Origin of the sequence: Gluconobacter sp. P5H9_a (genome assembly GCF_018812085.1) — a bacterium.
GTDB lineage: Bacteria > Pseudomonadota > Alphaproteobacteria > Acetobacterales > Acetobacteraceae > Gluconobacter.
In genome coordinates this window covers 33,944-52,016 of sequence record NZ_JACRVW010000013.1, presented here as the reverse complement: position 1 = coordinate 52,016, position 18,073 = coordinate 33,944, and the positions used below count along the sequence as shown (strand labels likewise).

The 18,073-nt window shown below is 56.3% G+C and carries 16 protein-coding genes; 6 read left to right on the top strand and 10 right to left on the bottom strand.

Annotated elements, in window-relative coordinates:
• Positions 1-9 precede the first annotated feature (9 nt).
• Together KP708_RS11875 and KP708_RS11870 are read left to right on the top strand one after the other, a co-directional pair.
• The gene (locus KP708_RS11875) at positions 10-795 is read left to right on the top strand and encodes an ImuA family protein (protein WP_010505267.1); all 786 of its coding nucleotides are present in this window, start codon (positions 10-12) and stop codon (positions 793-795) included.
• The gene (locus KP708_RS11870; RefSeq protein ID WP_252347576.1) at positions 686-2,215 is read left to right on the top strand and encodes a DNA polymerase Y family protein; all 1,530 of its coding nucleotides are present in this window, start codon (positions 686-688) and stop codon (positions 2,213-2,215) included. The genes KP708_RS11875 and KP708_RS11870 overlap by 110 nt, the downstream gene beginning before the upstream one ends.
• On the opposite strand, the gene KP708_RS11865 is transcribed toward KP708_RS11870, so the two are convergent.
• Positions 2,200-2,427: a hypothetical protein gene (locus KP708_RS11865; protein ID WP_215751274.1), complete on the bottom strand. Its 228-nt coding sequence runs from the start codon at positions 2,425-2,427 to the stop codon at positions 2,200-2,202. The genes KP708_RS11870 and KP708_RS11865 overlap by 16 nt on opposite strands.
• Positions 2,428-2,451: 24 nt before the next feature.
• Between KP708_RS11865 and KP708_RS11860 the strand changes: the two genes are divergently transcribed.
• The gene (locus KP708_RS11860; RefSeq protein ID WP_215751273.1) at positions 2,452-5,592 is read left to right on the top strand and encodes an error-prone DNA polymerase; all 3,141 of its coding nucleotides are present in this window, start codon (positions 2,452-2,454) and stop codon (positions 5,590-5,592) included.
• A gap of 559 nt (positions 5,593-6,151) precedes the next feature.
• Here KP708_RS11860 and KP708_RS11855 read toward each other — a convergent pair.
• The 7 genes from KP708_RS11855 to KP708_RS11825 all read right to left on the bottom strand — a co-directional run bounded on the left by KP708_RS11855 (position 6,152) and on the right by KP708_RS11825 (position 13,114).
• Complete coding sequence (locus KP708_RS11855; RefSeq protein ID WP_371822791.1) at positions 6,152-6,718, bottom strand: hypothetical protein; 567 nt, start codon at positions 6,716-6,718, stop codon at positions 6,152-6,154.
• Between the two features lie 92 nt (positions 6,719-6,810).
• The gene (locus KP708_RS15830; RefSeq protein WP_156315479.1) at positions 6,811-7,221 is read right to left on the bottom strand and encodes a hypothetical protein; all 411 of its coding nucleotides are present in this window, start codon (positions 7,219-7,221) and stop codon (positions 6,811-6,813) included.
• 37 nt (positions 7,222-7,258) lie between these two features.
• A complete protein-coding gene (locus KP708_RS11845) occupies positions 7,259-8,086 on the bottom strand; it encodes a sulfotransferase (RefSeq protein WP_026017728.1) in 828 nt (275 codons plus the stop codon).
• 459 nt (positions 8,087-8,545) lie between these two features.
• Entirely contained in the window at positions 8,546-9,940 is a 1,395-nt protein-coding gene (locus tag KP708_RS11840) for a TolC family protein (RefSeq protein WP_226993324.1), read from the bottom strand.
• Entirely contained in the window at positions 9,937-10,833 is an 897-nt protein-coding gene (locus KP708_RS11835) for an HlyD family secretion protein (protein WP_010505256.1), read from the bottom strand. The genes KP708_RS11840 and KP708_RS11835 overlap by 4 nt, the downstream gene beginning before the upstream one ends.
• Positions 10,830-11,045 carry a DUF1656 domain-containing protein gene (locus KP708_RS11830; RefSeq protein WP_010505254.1) on the bottom strand — a complete coding sequence of 72 codons (216 nt, stop codon included), beginning with the start codon at positions 11,043-11,045 and terminating at the stop codon, positions 10,830-10,832. Before KP708_RS11830 ends, KP708_RS11835 begins: the two co-directional genes overlap by 4 nt.
• Positions 11,042-13,114 carry an FUSC family protein gene (locus KP708_RS11825; RefSeq protein ID WP_252347575.1) on the bottom strand — a complete coding sequence of 691 codons (2,073 nt, stop codon included), beginning with the start codon at positions 13,112-13,114 and terminating at the stop codon, positions 11,042-11,044. The genes KP708_RS11830 and KP708_RS11825 overlap by 4 nt, the downstream gene beginning before the upstream one ends.
• A gap of 76 nt (positions 13,115-13,190) precedes the next feature.
• Here KP708_RS11825 and KP708_RS11820 point away from each other — a divergent pair, with 76 nt between their 5' ends.
• Positions 13,191-13,994: a helix-turn-helix domain-containing protein gene (locus KP708_RS11820; RefSeq protein ID WP_010505251.1), complete on the top strand. Its 804-nt coding sequence runs from the start codon at positions 13,191-13,193 to the stop codon at positions 13,992-13,994.
• A 238-nt stretch (positions 13,995-14,232) separates the two neighbouring features.
• Entirely contained in the window at positions 14,233-14,607 is a 375-nt protein-coding gene (locus KP708_RS11815) for a VOC family protein (RefSeq protein WP_010505250.1), read from the top strand.
• Positions 14,608-14,694: 87 nt separating this feature from the next.
• Here the strand turns inward: KP708_RS11815 and KP708_RS11810 are convergent, their stop codons facing one another.
• Together KP708_RS11810 and KP708_RS11805 are read right to left on the bottom strand one after the other, a co-directional pair.
• Positions 14,695-15,099 (bottom strand): VOC family protein, encoded by a 405-nt coding sequence (locus KP708_RS11810; protein ID WP_059431511.1) that lies wholly within the window; start codon positions 15,097-15,099, stop codon positions 14,695-14,697.
• A gap of 320 nt (positions 15,100-15,419) precedes the next feature.
• Positions 15,420-16,532, bottom strand: coding sequence for an S-(hydroxymethyl)glutathione dehydrogenase/class III alcohol dehydrogenase (locus tag KP708_RS11805; protein WP_010505683.1), 1,113 nt, complete (start codon positions 16,530-16,532; stop codon positions 15,420-15,422).
• A gap of 548 nt (positions 16,533-17,080) precedes the next feature.
• Between KP708_RS11805 and KP708_RS11800 the strand changes: the two genes are divergently transcribed.
• Positions 17,081-18,010 (top strand): LysR family transcriptional regulator, encoded by a 930-nt coding sequence (locus KP708_RS11800; RefSeq protein WP_010505684.1) that lies wholly within the window; start codon positions 17,081-17,083, stop codon positions 18,008-18,010.
• Positions 18,011-18,073 lie beyond the last annotated feature (63 nt).

Genomic DNA, 18,073 nt, shown 5'->3' with positions numbered 1-18,073 from the left:
AGAACAGTCATGACTTCGAACGCGCTGGCGCGTCTGCGCGAGCAGGTCCGATGCCTCGAGCGTCGGAGCCTGCCTCACTCTATTTTCCGGGTGCTGCCAACAGGCCTGCAGCCGGTCGATGACCATCTAGGCGGTGGCCTCAAAACCGCTAGCCTGCATGACATTCTGGTGCCCGATCCGCTTGAAATTGGTTCCAGCCTCGCCCTGCTTCTGCCTCTGCTCGCGCGCAGTGGCCAGCCTGTTTTCTGGCTGGGGGCGGTCCCCCCTCAGCTCCATGCCTGGGGACTGCACCAGACCGGGATCTCGCTCCGACACCTGATCTGCGTTGAGAGCGATGACGCCAGTGTTCTGGCTGTGGCCGAGGATATCCTGCGCGGTCCCGAGCGAGCCCTTGTCGTGATAGCTGGTCCGCATATCCCCTCCCTGACAGAAGTGCGTCGCCTGAATCTGGCTGCCGAAAGCAGCGGGAATACTGGCTTCTTCCTGCGCTCTGTCAGCGTCTCCCGCTCATCCGGAAAGGACCCCTGTGCCTGCGCCACACGCTGGCAGGTTACTTCTCATCCTTCAGCCCCTCTCTGTTTGCCGGGACTGGTTCTGCCGCTTCCCGGCCCCCGCCGTCTTTCCGTCTCGCTGTTGCGGGTGCGTGGAGGACGTCCTGCCCACTGGCTTCTCGACTGTCCTGACCATGCGCCGCTTCCTCGCCCTGTGGCTTCCTTTCTGGCGCACCGAGCGCCTTCAGCTCTGCCAGCAGGATCATTACCCCCCCGATCGCCCGCTTGTCGTGCACGCGCCTGAGCACAACCGCCAGACGCTCACGGCCGTCAATCCGGTGGCGCTGGCAGCGGGCCTGAGACCCGGCCAATCGCTGGCCCAGGCACGGAGCCTTGTGCCGGACCTCCTGTGCGTCGAGCAGGACACTGACGCCGATGATGCGGCTCTTCACGAGCTCTGTTGCTGGCTGCTGTGGCTGTCGCCCCTGCCCGCTCTGGATGCGCCGGATGGCCTGTACAGTGACACAACTGGCTGTGCCCATCTTTATGGTGGTGAAGAGGCCATGCTGTCTCTTGTCCGGACGCGCCTTTCCGAGAAAGGTCATGCCTGTTCTCTGGCCCTGAGCGACAGCGCGGCGGCCTCGCGCGCTCTGGCACGCTCGCGCCTCGACGGCGCCTGCGTCATCCCGCCTGGTCAGCAGAAACAGGCTCTGGACCGGCTGCCCTGTTCGGCCCTGCCAATTGCCCCGGAGACAGCATCCCGTCTCAATCGTCTGGGACTGACAACCATTGGTGCGCTTGCAGCCCTTCCCCGCGCGCCTCTGGCCAAGCGGTTCGGCGCGGAGCTTCTCACCTGTCTGGATGAAGCCGTTGGCTTTCAGGCAAGACCGCTGAGCGTGGTTCAGGTGCGAGACCGGATCTCCCTGTCGCGCTCGCTTGTCGAGCCTATCGGCACAGCCGAGGCGATTGCGACCGTCATCGACGCTCTCGTGCCGGAAGCCTGCGTCCTGCTGTCACGTCGCGGCGAAGGCGCACGGCAGATCGATTTTCTCTGTGTCCGTGTGGATAACACGGTCCAGGCCATCCGTGTCGGCACGTCCGATCCGACCTCAGACATGCCCCGCCTCCTCCGCCTCCTCAAGAATCAGATTTCCCGGATTGAACCCGGTTTTGGCATCGAGGCTGTCACCCTCACCATCAGCGCCAGCGAGCCCATAGAAGCCGGCCCCGCTCGCCCGGTACTTTCAGACCCAGAGGATCGTCTGGTCGACACGGTGCCCGCGACCCTCATCGACCGGTTGATCAATCGTCCTGGTGTTGCAGCCGTCTATCAGTTTGCGCCCCGGTTTTCCGCCTGGCCAGAAGACGGACAGTCTCGCGTTTCTCCAGGCAACATGGCAAAACCGCCTCTCGCGAGCCAGATGCTCTGGGCGCGGCCGAACATTCTGTTCGATCTGCCCGTCCGGGTGCGGGTCACTGCCCTGCTTCCGGACGGTGCGCCCCGCCAGTTCGTCCTGAAGCGACAGACGCATCGCATTGCTGCGGCCGATGGTCCTGAGCGTCTGCTGGGGGAATGGTGGCACACGGCCGAAAACTATGGCGCGATCCGCGACTACTGGCAGGTCGAGACCACGACCGGCCTGCGCCTGTGGCTGTTTCGCAAAGGCGACGGAACCCATGCCTGGTCCGGTTCGGGCGACTGGTTTCTTCAGGGGGTCTTCTGATGGACGCCCGCGATGATCTGATCCCGGCCAGCACCTCGGACGTGGCCGAAGTCCTGATGCACGCGCTGTGTTACGACGGACGCAGGCGAACGCATGACGCCGCCGAGCTGATGGCGCGTCTCGTAGCCGAGCGTCTGGTCGCTTATCTCGAACGCTCCGGATTTGTCGTGATGCGCGCGCCCACCAGCAACGCGCCTGATAGCAGCCGACACCCCCATCCCCACCGCCGCTAGGCCATGACCGCGCCTTACGTCGAATTGCAGGTGACGTCCTCGTTTTCGTTCCTGCGCTCGGGCAGCCAGCCGGATGAGCTGATGTTCCAGGCGAAAGCCCTGGGCTATGACACGATCGGTCTGACCGACTGGAACACTGTAGCTGGAGCGATCCGCGCCCATCTGGCAGCGCGCGAGGCCGGTCTGCGCCTTTTGCCCGGATGCCGTCTGGCTTTGCGCGATGGCAGTGCGCTCCTGGCCTACCCCCGCAATCGTGCCGGCTGGGCGGGTCTGTGTCAGCTTCTGACGCTTGGTCATCACCGGGGCGAGCGGGACGTGTTCCTTCTAGGATGGGAGGATCTCGTCGCCACGGCCCCGGACCTCGTCCTGATCCTGTTGCCGCCCGAGGATCTGGCAGCGCTTCCCGGGCACGTTCAGAGCCTGCTGGATCTGCCCGGACACAGGGCAAACGAGGAAGGAACCCGGTTTCTCGCGCTGACCATGCGCCGGCAGCCGGGAGATCTGGCGCGGCTTCACGCACTCGCGGCGTTCAGTGCAGCACAAGGTCTGGCCTGCGTTGTGACGGGAGATGTGCTCTACCACGATGCGCGCCGGCACGTTCTTCAGGACGTGGTCACAGCCATCCGGGAAGGCTGCACGGTCGATGCTCTCGGCAACCGCCGTCACGTTCACGCCGATCGCCATCTGAAAGCCCCGGAAGAACAGGCACGCCTCTTCGCTGCCTTTCCGGACGCCCTGGCCAACACACGGCGAATTGCCGAAGGCTGCACGTTCAGTCTGGATGACCTCACCTATCAGTATCCGACCGAAACCGAGAGATCGGGCGAAAGCGCGCAGGATACCCTGACACGCCTGGTCGAGGCCGCACTGCCGCGTCGCTATCCGGCCGGGGCGCCCCCTGAGGTCGAGACGCAGATCGCCCATGAGCTGAGGCTGATCGGCTCTCTGTCCTACGCGCCATATTTCCTGACCGTGAATACGATTGTGCGTCATGCCCGCTCACTCGGGATTGTCTGTCAGGGGCGCGGATCTGCTGCGAACTCGGCCGTCTGCTACGTTTTGGGCATCACGAGTATTGATCCGGTTCGCTCGGGTCTGCTGTTCGAGCGGTTCATCTCGGCCGAACGGCAGGAACCGCCGGATATTGATGTCGATTTCGAAAGCGACCGCCGAGAGGAAGTCATCCAGTGGATCTATCGTCACTATGGTCGCCACCGGGCGGCGCTGTGCGCCACCGTGCAGCGCTATCAGCCCAAGGGCGCGTTGCGCGAAGTCGGCAAGGTTCTGGGGCTACCAGAGGATCTGACCGGCCAGCTTTCCAAACATATTGCCTCGTCCCTGCCGGACCCGGACCTGTACAAGGCGCGCGCGGCTGATCTGGGCCTGAACCTGAAGGATCGCCGCCTGAGCCTGACGTTTCATCTCGCCCGCCAGCTTCTTGGGTTCCCGCGCCAGCTTGGGACGCATCCGGGGGGCTTTGTGCTGACAGAGGATCGCCTGGACGAACTTGTTCCCCTGATGCCGACCGCCATGGACGGCCGTCAGATCATCGTCTGGGACAAAGACGATATCGACGTGCTGCGCTTCATGAAGGTGGATGTTCTGGGACTGGGAATGCTCGGCTGTCTGCGTCGCGGGTTCGAACTGCTGCACACCGTGTATCAGACCCGCATGGATCTCGCTTCGATCCCGGCCGAGGATCCGCAGACCTATCGCATGATCCAGCAGGCCGACACGCTCGGCACGTTCCAGATCGAAAGCCGGGCGCAGATGTCGATGCTGCCGCGCATGAAGCCCAGGACCTTTTATGATCTGGTGATTCAGGTGGCGATCGTTCGGCCTGGGCCGATCCAGGGCGATATGGTCCATCCCTATCTCCGCCGAAGAGAGAAGCTGGAACCTGTCACCTATCCGTCCGAGACTCTGCGGGGCATTCTGGGGAAAACACTGGGCGTGCCGCTGTTCCAGGAGCAGGCGATGCAGGTGGCGATCAACTGCGCGGGCTTTACGCCAGGCGAGGCGGATCAGCTCCGCCGTGCGATGGCCACGTTCAAAATGACAGGCGGGGTCGTGCCGTTCCGCGACAAGCTGGTGAACGGGATGCTGGCCAATGGGTATGAGCAGGGCTTCGCTGAACAGACCGTCGCCCAGCTCGAAGGATTTGGCAGCTATGGTTTCCCTGAGAGCCACGCCGCGTCGTTTGCCCTGATCGCCTATGCGTCCGCCTGGATGAAATGCCACTACCCGGATGTGTTCTGTGCCGCCCTGCTGAACAGTCAGCCCATGGGGTTTTATGCGCCCTCGCAGATTGTTCAGGACGCGCAACGCCATGGCGTCGAGGTCCGGCCGATCTGTATCAATGCCTCACGATGGGACTGCACGCTGGAGCGCGGCCGGAATGGACGGTACGCAGCGGTCCGGCTGGGGTTCAGGATGGTGCGCGGGCTGGCGAACGGACACGGGGCGGCCCTGATCTCGGTCCGAATGCCGGATTATGAGAGTATTGAGGATGTGTGGCGCCGTGCCGATGTGCCGGTCTCGGCCCTGGAATGTCTCGCAGAAGCAGACGCCTTCCGGGTATTCGGACAGATGCGCCGTGCTGCGCTCTGGTCAATCAAGGGGCTCGCGGACACGGCGCTGCCGCTGTTTGAAGCGGCGGATCGGGGCCGGAACTTTCCACTTCCGGAAGTGATCGAGCCTGACATTGTCCTACCGCAGATCTCAGAGCGGGCATCGGTCCATGAAGATTATCGGGCGACCGGACTCAGTCTGAATGGGCATCCCGTCGCCTTCCTGAGGGAGGGCTTGCGAAAAGAGGGGATCGTGCGCTGTGGGGATTTGCCTTACCTGCGGGATGGGCGCCGGATCCAGCTTACAGGTCTTGTCCTGATGCGGCAGCGGCCAGGGACAGCGAACGGCACGATGTTCGTCACGATCGAAGACGAAACCGGCACAGCCAATCTGATTGTCTGGAAGGATGTGCAGGAGAAATACCGCCGTCCTCTTCTCGCGTCCCGTCTTCTGGCCTGCAAGGGGCGGCTACAGAAGGAGGGCGATGTGATCCATGTTGTTGTGCTCAGTCTGGAAGACCGAACGCCGTTGCTTCAGGGATCGGAGCTACTGAAGGCTCGGGACTTTCGATAAGAGGGTAATCGGTTCGACCGATCTTATTTCAAAAATAGAGAGATTCTTGTTGATGTTGAACCTGTGGACTTGTGGGCAGAGCCGCGCCTGTGGTCAGCCTGCAGGGCTGTCCATCAGGACGCGAGCGGGCGTGAAACGGCTGTCCACAAAACCATATGTTATAGGAGAATATTTTTCTTCTGCGCGAATGCGTTGAACCAAATTATGTATTTACAAAAATGGCAATAATTCAAAAAGTGACAATGGCAACGCTTATTTCTCGGAATACAACAAAAATCCGACGTAGGAAATTATTTAATAAAATCGTTATTAAATACATATTATTTTGTAATTAGCTTATATGCATATATTTAGGTTCGACTTACACATCGCATGGCGCATTCTAAAATTCGGATAACTCTGGGCTCATGCCGAACTATTTTGGCAATTCGGGCGAACTCAATCATCTGCATAACGATATTGACTTTTTTCTGCTTTGTTATTGGTACAAAGGCTGATCCTCAAGATAAAGCCGTTACGTTGCAAAATAATATCAAAAAAAACCTCTGAACCTGAAAAGTTAAAAAATTCCGCGTCTCTGTTCGACCTCTATTTCTGCGCCTTGACACCAGCCTGTGATGATCCAGTGCGTCTGGTATAGTTGTTCCAAATCAACATCCGTATCTGCATATGGATCACCATTTCGATTCCTGGGATAACGGAATCGATCCGCGCTTTTGTCGAATCTTTGGACTTCTTTAATTATACCTCTCAAATATATAACCAATTTTTCTTCTTCTTCTTCATATTCCTCTTTTCTCCTAAGATATATTAAACGATCAAATAATGATTTCAGGTCATGCCCTGCTATATTACTTGGATCTCCGCTAGTATAGGAAATCGCAGATTTAATGTGAAGTTCAATGCTTTGCCTCCAGAGCATTAAAAGCGGGGTCAGCAAAATGGTATCGGGTAAGCTTCTGTAAGCAGCATCCCACAATTCTTCGAAGCCACGTTCAAAGCTATATGCGAGCATAGCCCACGATCCAGAAAACAGATCATGGTCTCTCGATTTCAACAGCGATCGAAGTTCGGGCTGTTGCCTCATATACTGCTCGCCCAAAAGGCGACGCTGTTCAGATGACACTGTGTTTCATCCTAGAATTTGGTTAATCAGGCAGTGTAGAAATTACACTCCCCCAAGATGCAGCGAAAGAAAGCTCTCTTGAAACCCCTCATTCACCAGCGAATACGAACGCCCCCTGTCACTGCTGCTGACCCTCCTGCGGCTCCCTGTATCGTATCTCGATGGCCACCGAAAAAGCTGGCTGTGAGGTCCACGCCAGGAAGGGATTTCACATGATACGAAAAGGTTGTTGTGATCCCCTTTTCCTCAAGGAGTGGGGATTGGCTCGCTCGCTCAATGTCGAGCGGACCAATTTTGGAAAGTTGGGACAAATTCGAAGGAAGCCATTGAGCCTTTGGTGTAATGTCGCTTCTTTTCTTCTCAATGACTCCCCTAAAACCCTGAAATCCGGCCTTACTGCTTAATTCTGAGGGCATTGGTAATACTTGCTGTGCTTTAGGAGGCATGAAGTAAGGCGTAGGGTCGGCATATGACATCGCTGGCTCAAAAAGCCATAACGTCACGACCATTCCTCGCAGGCCCTGAAATCGTAAATACAGTCTAGACAATGATCTGTGCCTTTGACTGGAGGTGAATAGTTGCCTCTCGCCAAAACATGCCGCCTTGCATCCGTGCGATAACATCCGGCGGAAGAATACAATGTCGCCTTTCGTGACTTACGACCGGACGTATCCTGTGTAAATCCGGAGTTCCAAGCAGATTGTCGAAGGCTTCTGCATCTCTGTTCGTGACGTTGTTCAGATCATATGGATACGCGGGCAGACCGAGACACCGTGTCAGTTTTTCAAGGGCCTGACGCGGATTGGTAGCTAATGTCTGGTAATCCACAAGAATAAGCTTATTGGCAAAAGGACCGTGAAAGGCTTCCGTCAGAACCCGCCACGCGTAGCCAAAAACACCTTCCCGAGACAGCAGATGATCGAGACGGTCATGCTGCGTGCTTCGTTGAGTGATAGGGACAAGTCGTGACGATAAAATAGGATCTCGCACGATGAGGCGCTCAAGAGAATCAAGGATCCAGACGGGATCGCGCACGCAGCAGATCACGCGCGCTTTCGGGTAGAGCCGGTCGATTAATGCAAGTCGCGTACACCATTCCCGGCTCGTATCCAGGACAATTTGATCGGGCTCTGGATGATAATAATCTTCTAAAACGCCTCGGAGCAGACGCTTGCGTTGCTCTTCAGAAAAATCAGAAGCGTACTCCCCTTCGGCCATCAGACCCGACAGTCGAATGATCATGGGAGCGACAGGCGATATTCGGCCATGCGCGAGCACTTTTGGATTTTGGCTCAGAAGCGCGGCCAAAAGTGTCGAACCGGCCCGGGGGAGGTCAGAAATGAAGTGAGCAGGTGACGATGCGGTCATGGATAATGGTGTATCTCGGTTGGAGGAGCCAGGATCTCCGACCGCTAGGACACCAAACCGCATTGTATCAATACGTTGCGGAAGACACTTCCCATGTGCCTCAAACGCAACTGTCAATATTTTTCTTATTTTCCGCGTATGTGATTAGGATTTTCAAGTGTTTGTGTGTCTTTATGGCAACTTCTGAACTTTTATGTCGGTTTATGTCCTTTGGCTACCGGTGACGAAAAACATCTGTTTCCCGACATGGCCTATATCTGCGATCGCGCTCATGAGGCCTCCTAGCTACGAATGTTCACGCTAAATGGCCGATTTTTCATCGCGATATATGGCCACCTATGGGCAGTTATGGGGGGTAAACGGTCTGTCCGCTTCCAGCGCAGGAATGCTCAGAAGAAGACATCGATTGTCCTCAACGGGAGCTCTAAACGTGGCACATAATGTCCAGACAGACCACCATCACTCCCAACCACCGCCGAGCGTCTGGAACAGATCAATCTGCCGATCAACAAGTTCGATCCGGGCGGATGACAGGCGTGCCTGCGCGTCGGCGTAATTTGCCTGCGCGTTAAGGACATCGAGGAATGGCGTGCGGCCGAAGCGTTGCAGTGTTTCGGCATCGGCGCTCGCCTTGCCGGCGGAATTCGCCGCCCGCTCCAGGTCTCCCAGACGCTTACGTGTTTGCATGTAGACAGACAGGGCGGTCTCAGTCTGTTTTAATGCGAGTAGAATCGTTCCATCAAACGTGCCAAGCGCAGCACGGCCTCCTGCGCCGGCTTGCGCAATACGCGCGCGCGCCAAGACCCGATTAGGGAACGACCACGAGACCAATGGACCGACACTCAAACCAAACGACGACAACGTCAGGGCATGCGTTATCGACGTGGTACTCCCCACCGAGCCGCCAAGGCTGACCTGAGGATAGAGATCGGCTTCGGCGACGCCGATGCCGGCCGTCGCTGCGGCGAAAAGGCGTTCTGCCTTTCTGATGTCGGGGCGACGCCTCAATAGCGCGGCTCCGTCGCCAACCGGCAGCGGCAGGGCAAGCGACGGAATAGTAGTGCATGCCTCCAGATCGCGCGGATAGTCCGATGGAATGCGCCCCATGATGGCGGCCAATGCGAATAACGCTGTTTTCTGATCAGCGAGGATGTCTGGAATGGCTGCTTCGCTGGCGAATGTTGCCGTTCGCGCGCGTTCACTATCAAAGCGCGTGCCGCGCCCCTCGCTGGCCATACGCAACGCGACATCAAGTGTCGCGCGTTGCACTGCAACAACGTGTCTCGCGGCGGCCAGCGCTACGCCATCAGCACAAACGCGAGCATAATTGCGCGTGACAGTGGCAGCTACGATCACACGCACCTGGTCGCGTGCTGCCTGCGCCGCCTCTGACTGGTCGTGAGCCTCTTCGATTGCGCGACGGATGCCCCCCGCCAGATCGAGAGGATAACTGACGTTCATACCCAACGCGTAGCTGAAAGGCGCTGGTAGAAACCGGGTCGGACCTCCGATCCGCGAGCCAGTAGTTTGCCCACTGAGATCCGTGGTTACAGTGTGTGCTGCCTCTGCTTCGCGTACAAGCGCGTCAGCTCTCCCGAGATTGGCCTCTGCGATGCGAAGATCAGTGTTTGTAGCCAGTGCCTCGGCAACGAAAGCGTCGAGCCGGGCATCCTCGTAGAGATGCCACCAATGCGGTGGCAAGGGCGCCGGGACCACGCCATCGTTCCTGCCGCCAAGGAGCGCTTGCGTAACTCCAGGGCGATTGGCAATGGCCTCGTCGGGAACGCGATAATCCGGCCCAGCAACGCAGCCCGTCATCAGAAGCGCCATACATAGGGCAAAAACAGATCTCACAGGTGCCTCCCAACCACGCTCAAGGGGGTAGAGGGCAGGATTTCCACCGTCGCTGTTCGTCCTGCAATTAGCTTCGTGCCCTCTGGTACGCGGTCTATATGCAGACGGACAGGAATGCGTTGAGCGAGCCGCACCCATGAGAATGTTGGCGCGACTTTAGGCAGAAGATTTCCGGTGTTGTCGCGCTGGTCGTCGGCGATTGCGGCGGCAATACTCTCGACATGACCGACGATATCGGCATCGTCTCCCATCAGATGGATGCGCGCGCGATCGCCGATGGAGACACTGCGCAGTTTGGTTTCTTCGAAATACCCTTCCACGCGCAACGTCTCGGCGTCCACCAGTGCCATGGCTTGGACGCCAATGGCCAGATAATCACCAGGATGAAGGTCGAGATTGGTGACGGTACCCGCGACTGTTGCACGGATTTCAGTGCGCTGCATATCGATCTGGGCCACGTCGCGGTCAGCGAGTGCGCGCGTCAGCGCTGCCTCCGCTGTCCGGACCTTTGCGATGTTCTGCTCGTGAGCCTCCGTCGCGACGAGATCGCGTAAGGCCAAGTCGCGTCGTTCCTCCTTGCGCGCCAGATCGAGTTGCGCCCTTGCCTCTGTTATGGCGGCTTCTGCACGTCCGAGCGCCGCGGCCCGACGCGGTCGATCAAGGACGATCAGGAGTTGTCCAGGACGCACCACCTGATTGTCATGGACCAGAACCTGAGTGATGAGACCGCCAATATCGGTCGAAACCCGTACGACGTCAGTCCGTACATGGCCATCACGGGTCCAGGGCGTGCGCTGATTGCGTTCCCACAGATGGAGCGCGACAGCAGCAGCGATGACAACGAGCCCAAGCGTCAAGGCATGGCGCCCCAGAAAGGTGAGGAGGAATTTCATGGGAGAGATCCGATCGTGGAGAGACCCTGCGCGAGCAGGCTGAACACAATGGTGAAGACGGCAAGTTCGACGAACGGCCGGATAGAAAACACTCTCCACGCGCCGAGGACGGTGAGCAGACGTAGCAACGCAACGGTGGTTACCAAGGCGATGAAGGCGCCTCCCAACAAGCCGGGAACAAAGACGCCACTGATGCAGAGGTCTGGAATCATGCTCTGGCCTCGCTGTTTTGGACGGGAGAAAGCGCGAAACGCAGGTCGATGAGTGGATCAAGCAGGTGACGGTGCGCGCCCGTTCCGACGACAATGCGTGCGATCAGCTCTTCAACCTGCGTATTCAGTTCGTCGACCGATGGTGAACCTCTGTCGAAATGGTGCGCGAGATCGAGCAGCAGTACCTGGATGGCACTGAGGGGCTCACTTTCCAACTGGTCGAATTGCTCGCGAAGACGGCTCACTGCGTGACCGATGCGAAGGTCACGCACGATCATGTCGATCGTCTCCGTTGTCGGCCGCGCCGAAAGACTTAGACGGGGTCGCAGCAGGGCGATGCGATCGATTGTCAGATTGGTCCAGACGGCTTTGGTGGAAACCCTGCTTCGGACGCGATAGGCCGCGTCTCGGCGGCCGAGCCGCAGCAACCGGTTGATCGCGGTATCTGGGGAGACGGTCTGGAACAACGTCATAGTTGCCGCTCCGAAACCAACTCCCATCAACAGAGCGATGCTACTATTGATGGCTTCAGCGAAGTCTCCGCCATAAACAGGACCCAACCCGACGAGGATCGGGACAGTCAGCGTGATGCCGAGCGCCATGAAGGCGGTCGACGGCCGAGCTTGCAACGATCCTCCGAATAGAAACGCCGGTGCGAGAACCGCGATCAACACCGAGAACTCGAAGACACGCGGCAGGACGGTAAAGCTGTAGATCAGGCTGATCGCGATACCATAGACTGAGCCAAGCATGTATTTTCGGACATAGGGCACCGGTGCGTCCACATTGCCGAACAGGGCACAGGTGACACCCAAAACTGATACGGCCAGCCCTCCATCGGGCCACGCAGACCAAATCCAAAAAAAGCAGCCGAAGAGGATCCCCAAAGCGGCACCCAGACCTGCCCGCGCCGCCATCATCGGATCGCGATGGAAGACATAGCCAGTCGTTTTCCCATGGCCGTGGAATGGCTCTGTCGCACACTCTGCTGCGCTGGCTTCGGCGCCGAGCCGTTCAATATCGTGAAGTAGGCCGACAAGCTCGGCGAGATGACGGGCGATGTTGGCGACAAGGCCGTCGATCAAGGTGGCGTCATCGGCATGGCCGAATGAACGGGCATTCTGGAACACCCTGTGCGCTTCTGTTCCGCGATCATTCGGCGTGTCCAGAGTGATCCATCTGCGAACTCTGTATAAAAACTGCGCTAGCTTCTCAGGCATTCCAGGCGCATGGATGAGGGAAATCCGTTCCTCAACATCGGCGAGGAGCAACAACAGATGAGCCAGACGATCATGTAAAGTGCGCAACGTTGGGCCGCGTAGACGTGTTGTAACCGGATCATAAGGAAGATGCGTCGCCAGTCCTCGGAGCGCGAGCATATCCAGAGCCATTCGGTAGCGATCATCGCGACATGAGCTTTCCGAGACATTGTTCAATACATCGCAGGCCAGTCTTCGGGCATCATGCAGCGTCGCTGCCAGCTTGGCCTGAAACTGGCCGGTCATCGGCCGGGGGAACACATAGCGATGGATCACCACTGCACACAAAATGCCCAGTGCGATCTCCTGTACGCGCACAATGGCAGTGTCGAAGACTGCGGCAGGCGCCGCAACAGCAGGAAAGCCGATCAGGCTGGTTGTGTAGCCGGACAGCACGAAGGCATAAGAACGCGGCGTGCGGTCGAGTAGCGACAGAAACAGACCGAGACCGATCCATCCTGCGAGCACCGCACTGCACACCACTGGCTCGTTGGCGAAGGTCGGAACGATTGTGACGGTCGCGAGCGCCCCGGCCAGAGTGCCCATCAGACGGTAGAGACCACGACTGAGCGAGGCGCCCCCCGTGGGTTGCGACACGAGATAAACGGTGACGATCGCCCAGGCAGGGCGCGGCAATCCAATGCGAAGCGCTATGAAATAAGCCAGCATCGCGGCAGCGAAACTCTTGGCGGAAAAGAGCAGTGCTTCACCGTCCGCCATGAGGGTTGGGTTACGAAGCTGGGCGATGAGTTGCGGCAGAATCAACGCGGGTCTGATCCACCCGTCCTGCCAGAAGGGCCTGAATGTCATGCCTTGTTGATAATAAGTTGCAACAACTGGGTAAATTAGGTATCCAGACAATCAATCACTGAAAGCTGCCAATCCGATGTCGTACCGCTCCTCAGCTATCGCTTCCGTGGACCCGGACACTTCAGATGCAACCGCAATCGCCCACAGGCTCGATTTTGCTGATCATGCATCCGAAGTGCCGACGCACATCCATCGAAAAGGACAGCTGATTCTGGCATCTTATGGCGCCGTCACCTGCACCGCCGCTCAAAACGTATGGATCGTTCCCCCGAACTGCGGGATCTGGATTCCGGGCGGGGTGCCGCATAGTGCCCGGGCGACTGCGAACGCCCGGGTCGATTATCTCTTCGTTGAAAGTGGTGCGAGTAGCCTCCCCGATCATTGCTGTGCGCTGGAGATCACGCCGATGATCCGAACGATGATTGATCGTCTGGCTGCTGAGCCGAAAGATTATCTTCCAGATAGTCATGCCGCCCGACTGGCGCGCGTAATGCTCGACGAATTGGCCGACATGCCACGACAGGGTCTTAACCTACCCGTATCAGAGCATACCAAAATTCGTGCCATTGCTGATGCGCTGACAGCCAGGCCATCAGATCGCAGTACAGTGGCCGACTGGGCGCAACGTGTTGCGATGAGCGAACGATCTCTGGCCAGACTGATGGTTCAGGAAACCGGGTTAACATTTGGTCGGTGGCGACAACAGCTTCATCTTGTCGTCGCGCTCCGTGAACTGGCGAGTGGCACGAGCGTGCAGCGGGTTGCGGCCATACTCGGTTATGAGTCCGTCAATGCGTTTATTACGATGTTTCGAAAGGCTGTTGGCAGTACGCCCTCGCGGTATTTGCCTGGTGCAAACGGTCGCGAGCACTTTTCCTGATCGAAGGAGAACTGAATTTTGACCAGGTTGCCACTCATACCTTGGATTTGCCCAAGCAAAGACTGCACTTACCACCCAAAACCATAAAGGCTTGTCTTTTAAGTCAGAAAACAGGCCTAAAGAAGTTTCTTTCATAGTTCCTCGATCCCGTCACCCAGAAATGGCACATCCATCTAATAAGGATGCTTTGGCGGACTGATATCGGATATTCTGTTGTTCTCAGTTCAGGAGTAGAATCATGTTCACCCACGTGATGATTGGTAGCAATGACCTCGAACGGGCGAGAGCTTTCTATGACGCAACATTTGCCGCCTTAGGGGGCGTCCCTGGCGAAATGGATTCCAGAGGACGTCTCATCTACAGACACAATGGGGGACGGTTGATGATCACAAAGCCGATCAACGGAGAGCCCGCGACGGCTGCCAATGGCGGGACCATTGGCATTGCCGCCGCCAGTCCCAGCCATGTTGTTGCGTGGCATGACGCCGGTATTGCCCATGGCGGAACCAGCATAGAAAGCCCGCCCATTGAGCGCCCAAACGGAGCATTCGTTGCTTACATTCGCGATCCAGATGGAAACAAGCTTACGGCTCGTACCCAGACCACCACCTAGTTCACTGACTTTGAGGTGCTAAGAGACGTATGATCCGTATCGTTGATGAAGCTCGGCCAATTGCTCAACCTCTCGTGCCCAGTATTATCATGGGGCTCCCTGATATGCTTCTTCGGGGCGAACCGGCGTTAATGTCGTCACTTCGATGAAATAACCACCCTTCGTTCGCAAGTAGAAGGACCACGCGCCATGTGCGTTGCATGGAGCCTGCACCTCCCAGCCATCGGCGCTTAGGCGCTCATAGAGAGCATCGACGTCYTCGCGRGACTTCTGGATGAAACCAATGTGCAGGATGTCGAATTGCCTGGGGTAATTAAAGCCTTCGAGCTTGTTATCGAAATGATTGACGATCAGAACCAGCCCATCATTATCCTGCATGATGGCCATTTTGATCCCACGTACAACGAGAGTGCGCAGGCCAAAATACTGTTCGAACATTACGCGATCAGCCTCAGTATCGTGGGTGTAGAGGTTGATATGGTTTAGCTTCATGACTGTGTCTTTCCGTTGGTGAGACGGACACGAGCCGATCGCAATCTGGACAGCAACGACCGACCACGGGCGAGGCCTATCCTCGTCGTGTCCGGCCATGGCCAAGAGCGCGTTTATTCGCTCAAGCGTGACTGTCTCTGAAGAGACCACAGGTTATCACCATACCTGCATCGCTGTCTTTTTAGGCAAACACGACTTTGCTGATGCTAGCAGCAGCGGTCAAGCACCATCTTCAGTTATGTCCGTTTTGCAGACGCCCATTGGACAACAAGGATGGCAGTTTTTTCTGTACCTCATCGTCTAATTTTAATTCAACGCTCTCAGTGGAAGTGGATAACCGACCGAATAGACTTTCCTGCATGCATGAGGTCAAAAGCCTCGTTAATCTGGTTCAGATGCATGGTATGGGTAACAAAGGGAGCAAGCTCAATGTCCCCCTTCATCGCCTCTTCGACCATAGTCGGAAGTTGGGAACGACCTTTGACACCGCCGAAAGCAGAGCCTTTCCAGGCACGTCCTGTGACCAGTTGAAACGGACGTGTCGAGATTTCCTGCCCCGCTCCGGCGACACCAATAACAATAGACTGTCCCCATCCACGATGCGCAGCTTCCAGGGCTGAGCGCATGACATGGACATTGCCAATACACTCGAAGGTATGATCAATACCCCAGCCACTCATTTCGATCAGAACCTCCTGAATGGGCTTATCGAAATCCTTAGGATTCAAGCAGTCCGTAGCGCCAAACTGGCGTGCTAACGCAAATTTTTCCGGATTGGTGTCAATGGCGATAATGCGTCCTGCTTTCGCCTGCCGTGCCCCTTGAACCGCAGCAAGACCAATACCACCCAGGCCGAAGATAGCAACGGAATCCCCCGGCTGAACCTTGGCTGTATTATGGACCGCACCAATTCCCGTCGTGACACCGCACCCCAAAAGGCAGACATGTTCTGGATTGGCCTCAGGATTGATTTTCGCCAACGAGACTTCAGCAACAACTGTATATTCACTGAACGTCGAACATCCCATATAATGGTACAAAGGCTGACCATTATATGAAAAACGCGTTGTACCGTCCGGCATTAAGCCTTTGCCCTGTGTTGCGCGAACAGCAATACAAAGATTGGTTTTCCCGGACAAACAAAATTCACATTTTCCGCATTCCGCCGTGTAAAGCGGGATCACATGATCTCCCGGGACGACACTTGTTACACCTTCGCCAACTTCGATAACGATGCCAGCCCCCTCGTGCCCTAGCACGACTGGAAAAAGCCCTTCCGGATCGTTGCCTGACAGTGTGAATGCATCTGTATGACAAACACCAGTATTCGTTATCCGAATGAGGACCTCTCCTTTACGCGGAGGCGCGACATCAATTTCAACAATTTCAAGCGGCTTTCCTGCTTCAAAAGCGACAGCAGCACGTGATTTCATTTTTCTGTCCTCAAAGTATTCAACGGTTCGTCATTTTATTGATATGGATGGCGAAGTATTCAGGATATGTCTCGGAGATTATTTGGTGGGTCGATTATTTTCCCACGAAAACATTTTCTGTATCTACGTCCTGGACTGTTGCGATTGTAAAGGCATTGATTTCATTTGCTACCGCACAGGACACTCTGTGCAAACTTTACTTTCCAGCAGCATGTACGATGACCCAGACTGTCGCGCTATGACACAAGGGAATATGGTGATACTGTGGTCAGAGCAACGATATCTACTTCTCCAAGCATAACTTTATGAGACGCTTAGAGCGCACAGTTCGTAGTTCCGGATCATGACCGAATGTTCACGGCCATCTCCATGGCTCAGGTCGGGTCCTGCCTAGACTAAGCAGCTTCAGCCTGAGATGCAGGAACCGCATCGCTTTCATTCCCGGCCCGATGTCCTTCCTCCCCTTTTGATTAACTGACACTTATCTGTCTTAGAGACATTGCCAAAAGATAAGAGGATACCGAGAATTAAACAAACAAATGAGGTTAATGGTGGGTATCGATCATATCAATCTGGCCGGGCTTGATCTGAACCTTCTGATCGCTCTGGATGCTCTTCTGGATACGGGAAGTGTGACAAAAGCCGGAAAACTGATGGGGATAGGCCAATCTGCCATGAGCCATAATTTAGGGCGTCTTAGAACTTTATTTGGGGATGAACTGTTAACACGACATGCTGGCGGCATGCGACGGACTCCACGTGCGGAAGCACTTCGTCTGCCAGTGCGAGAAGCCCTCGGTGGACTTCAGGCCTTATTGGGACGTGAGACACCATTTGACCCAACCATAGCCGAACGTCTTTTCAGGATTGCTGTCCCAGACAGTATCGAAATGCTTCTGATGCCTCGATTTCTGGCATTCCTTCACGAAAAGGCACCGGGAATTCGCCTGCGCCTACATAACGTCGATCCTGAATCCGTCCTCAATGCTCTTGATGAGAATAAAATCGATCTAGCGATCGGTATCGGGCCTTTTAGTGGTGCACAAACCCATCATAAAAGCCGTCTTTTAATGCGAGACGAATATCTGGTCCTCTTCAATCCAAATATTACCAAATTACACCCCCCTCTCTCTCTCGACGATTTTCTTAAATTCCCACATCTTCTGACAAGCTTACGGCCCGGAGAAAACGGTGTAGTTGATAAGGCCCTGGCGTTCTTAGGACTGAGCCGCTCAGTTGCCCTGACAACGCCAAGATTTATGAGCGTTGCTCCTTTGCTGGTGCAGGCCCCCGTGATAGCAACTATGCACAGCCGTCCTGCGCAAATGCTGGCGAAGATCTTCAAGCTCACAACCAGTCCGCCTCCTGTGGCACTTGCAGACGTCAGGATCGACATGATCTGGCATGGATCTTATGGAGACGATCAGGCGCACTGCTGGATACGAGAGACTTTGTGGAAAATGGCTCAAATCCCTTAGAAAATATGTTTGAGCGACCTGGCCAATACGTTACGGCAGACTAGTTTTATAATAGTCCTAATG

Excerpts from the sequence above, each read along its gene's own strand:
- KP708_RS11875 (WP_010505267.1), top strand. The coding sequence starts at position 10 with ATGACTTCGAACGCGCTGGCGCGTCTGCGCGAGCAGGTCCGATGCCTC.
- KP708_RS11870 (WP_252347576.1), top strand. The coding sequence starts at position 686 with ATGCGCCGCTTCCTCGCCCTGTGGCTTCCTTTCTGGCGCACCGAGCGC.
- KP708_RS11860 (WP_215751273.1), top strand. The coding sequence starts at position 2,452 with ATGACCGCGCCTTACGTCGAATTGCAGGTGACGTCCTCGTTTTCGTTC.
- KP708_RS11845 (WP_026017728.1), bottom strand. The coding sequence starts at position 8,086 with ATGACCGCATCGTCACCTGCTCACTTCATTTCTGACCTCCCCCGGGCC.
- KP708_RS11835 (WP_010505256.1), bottom strand. The coding sequence starts at position 10,833 with ATGAAATTCCTCCTCACCTTTCTGGGGCGCCATGCCTTGACGCTTGGG.
- KP708_RS11830 (WP_010505254.1), bottom strand. The coding sequence starts at position 11,045 with ATGATTCCAGACCTCTGCATCAGTGGCGTCTTTGTTCCCGGCTTGTTG.
- KP708_RS11825 (WP_252347575.1), bottom strand. The coding sequence starts at position 13,114 with ATGACATTCAGGCCCTTCTGGCAGGACGGGTGGATCAGACCCGCGTTG.
- KP708_RS11820 (WP_010505251.1), top strand. The coding sequence starts at position 13,191 with ATGTCGTACCGCTCCTCAGCTATCGCTTCCGTGGACCCGGACACTTCA.
- KP708_RS11815 (WP_010505250.1), top strand. The coding sequence starts at position 14,233 with ATGTTCACCCACGTGATGATTGGTAGCAATGACCTCGAACGGGCGAGA.
- KP708_RS11805 (WP_010505683.1), bottom strand. The coding sequence starts at position 16,532 with ATGAAATCACGTGCTGCTGTCGCTTTTGAAGCAGGAAAGCCGCTTGAA.
- KP708_RS11800 (WP_010505684.1), top strand. The coding sequence starts at position 17,081 with ATGGTGGGTATCGATCATATCAATCTGGCCGGGCTTGATCTGAACCTT.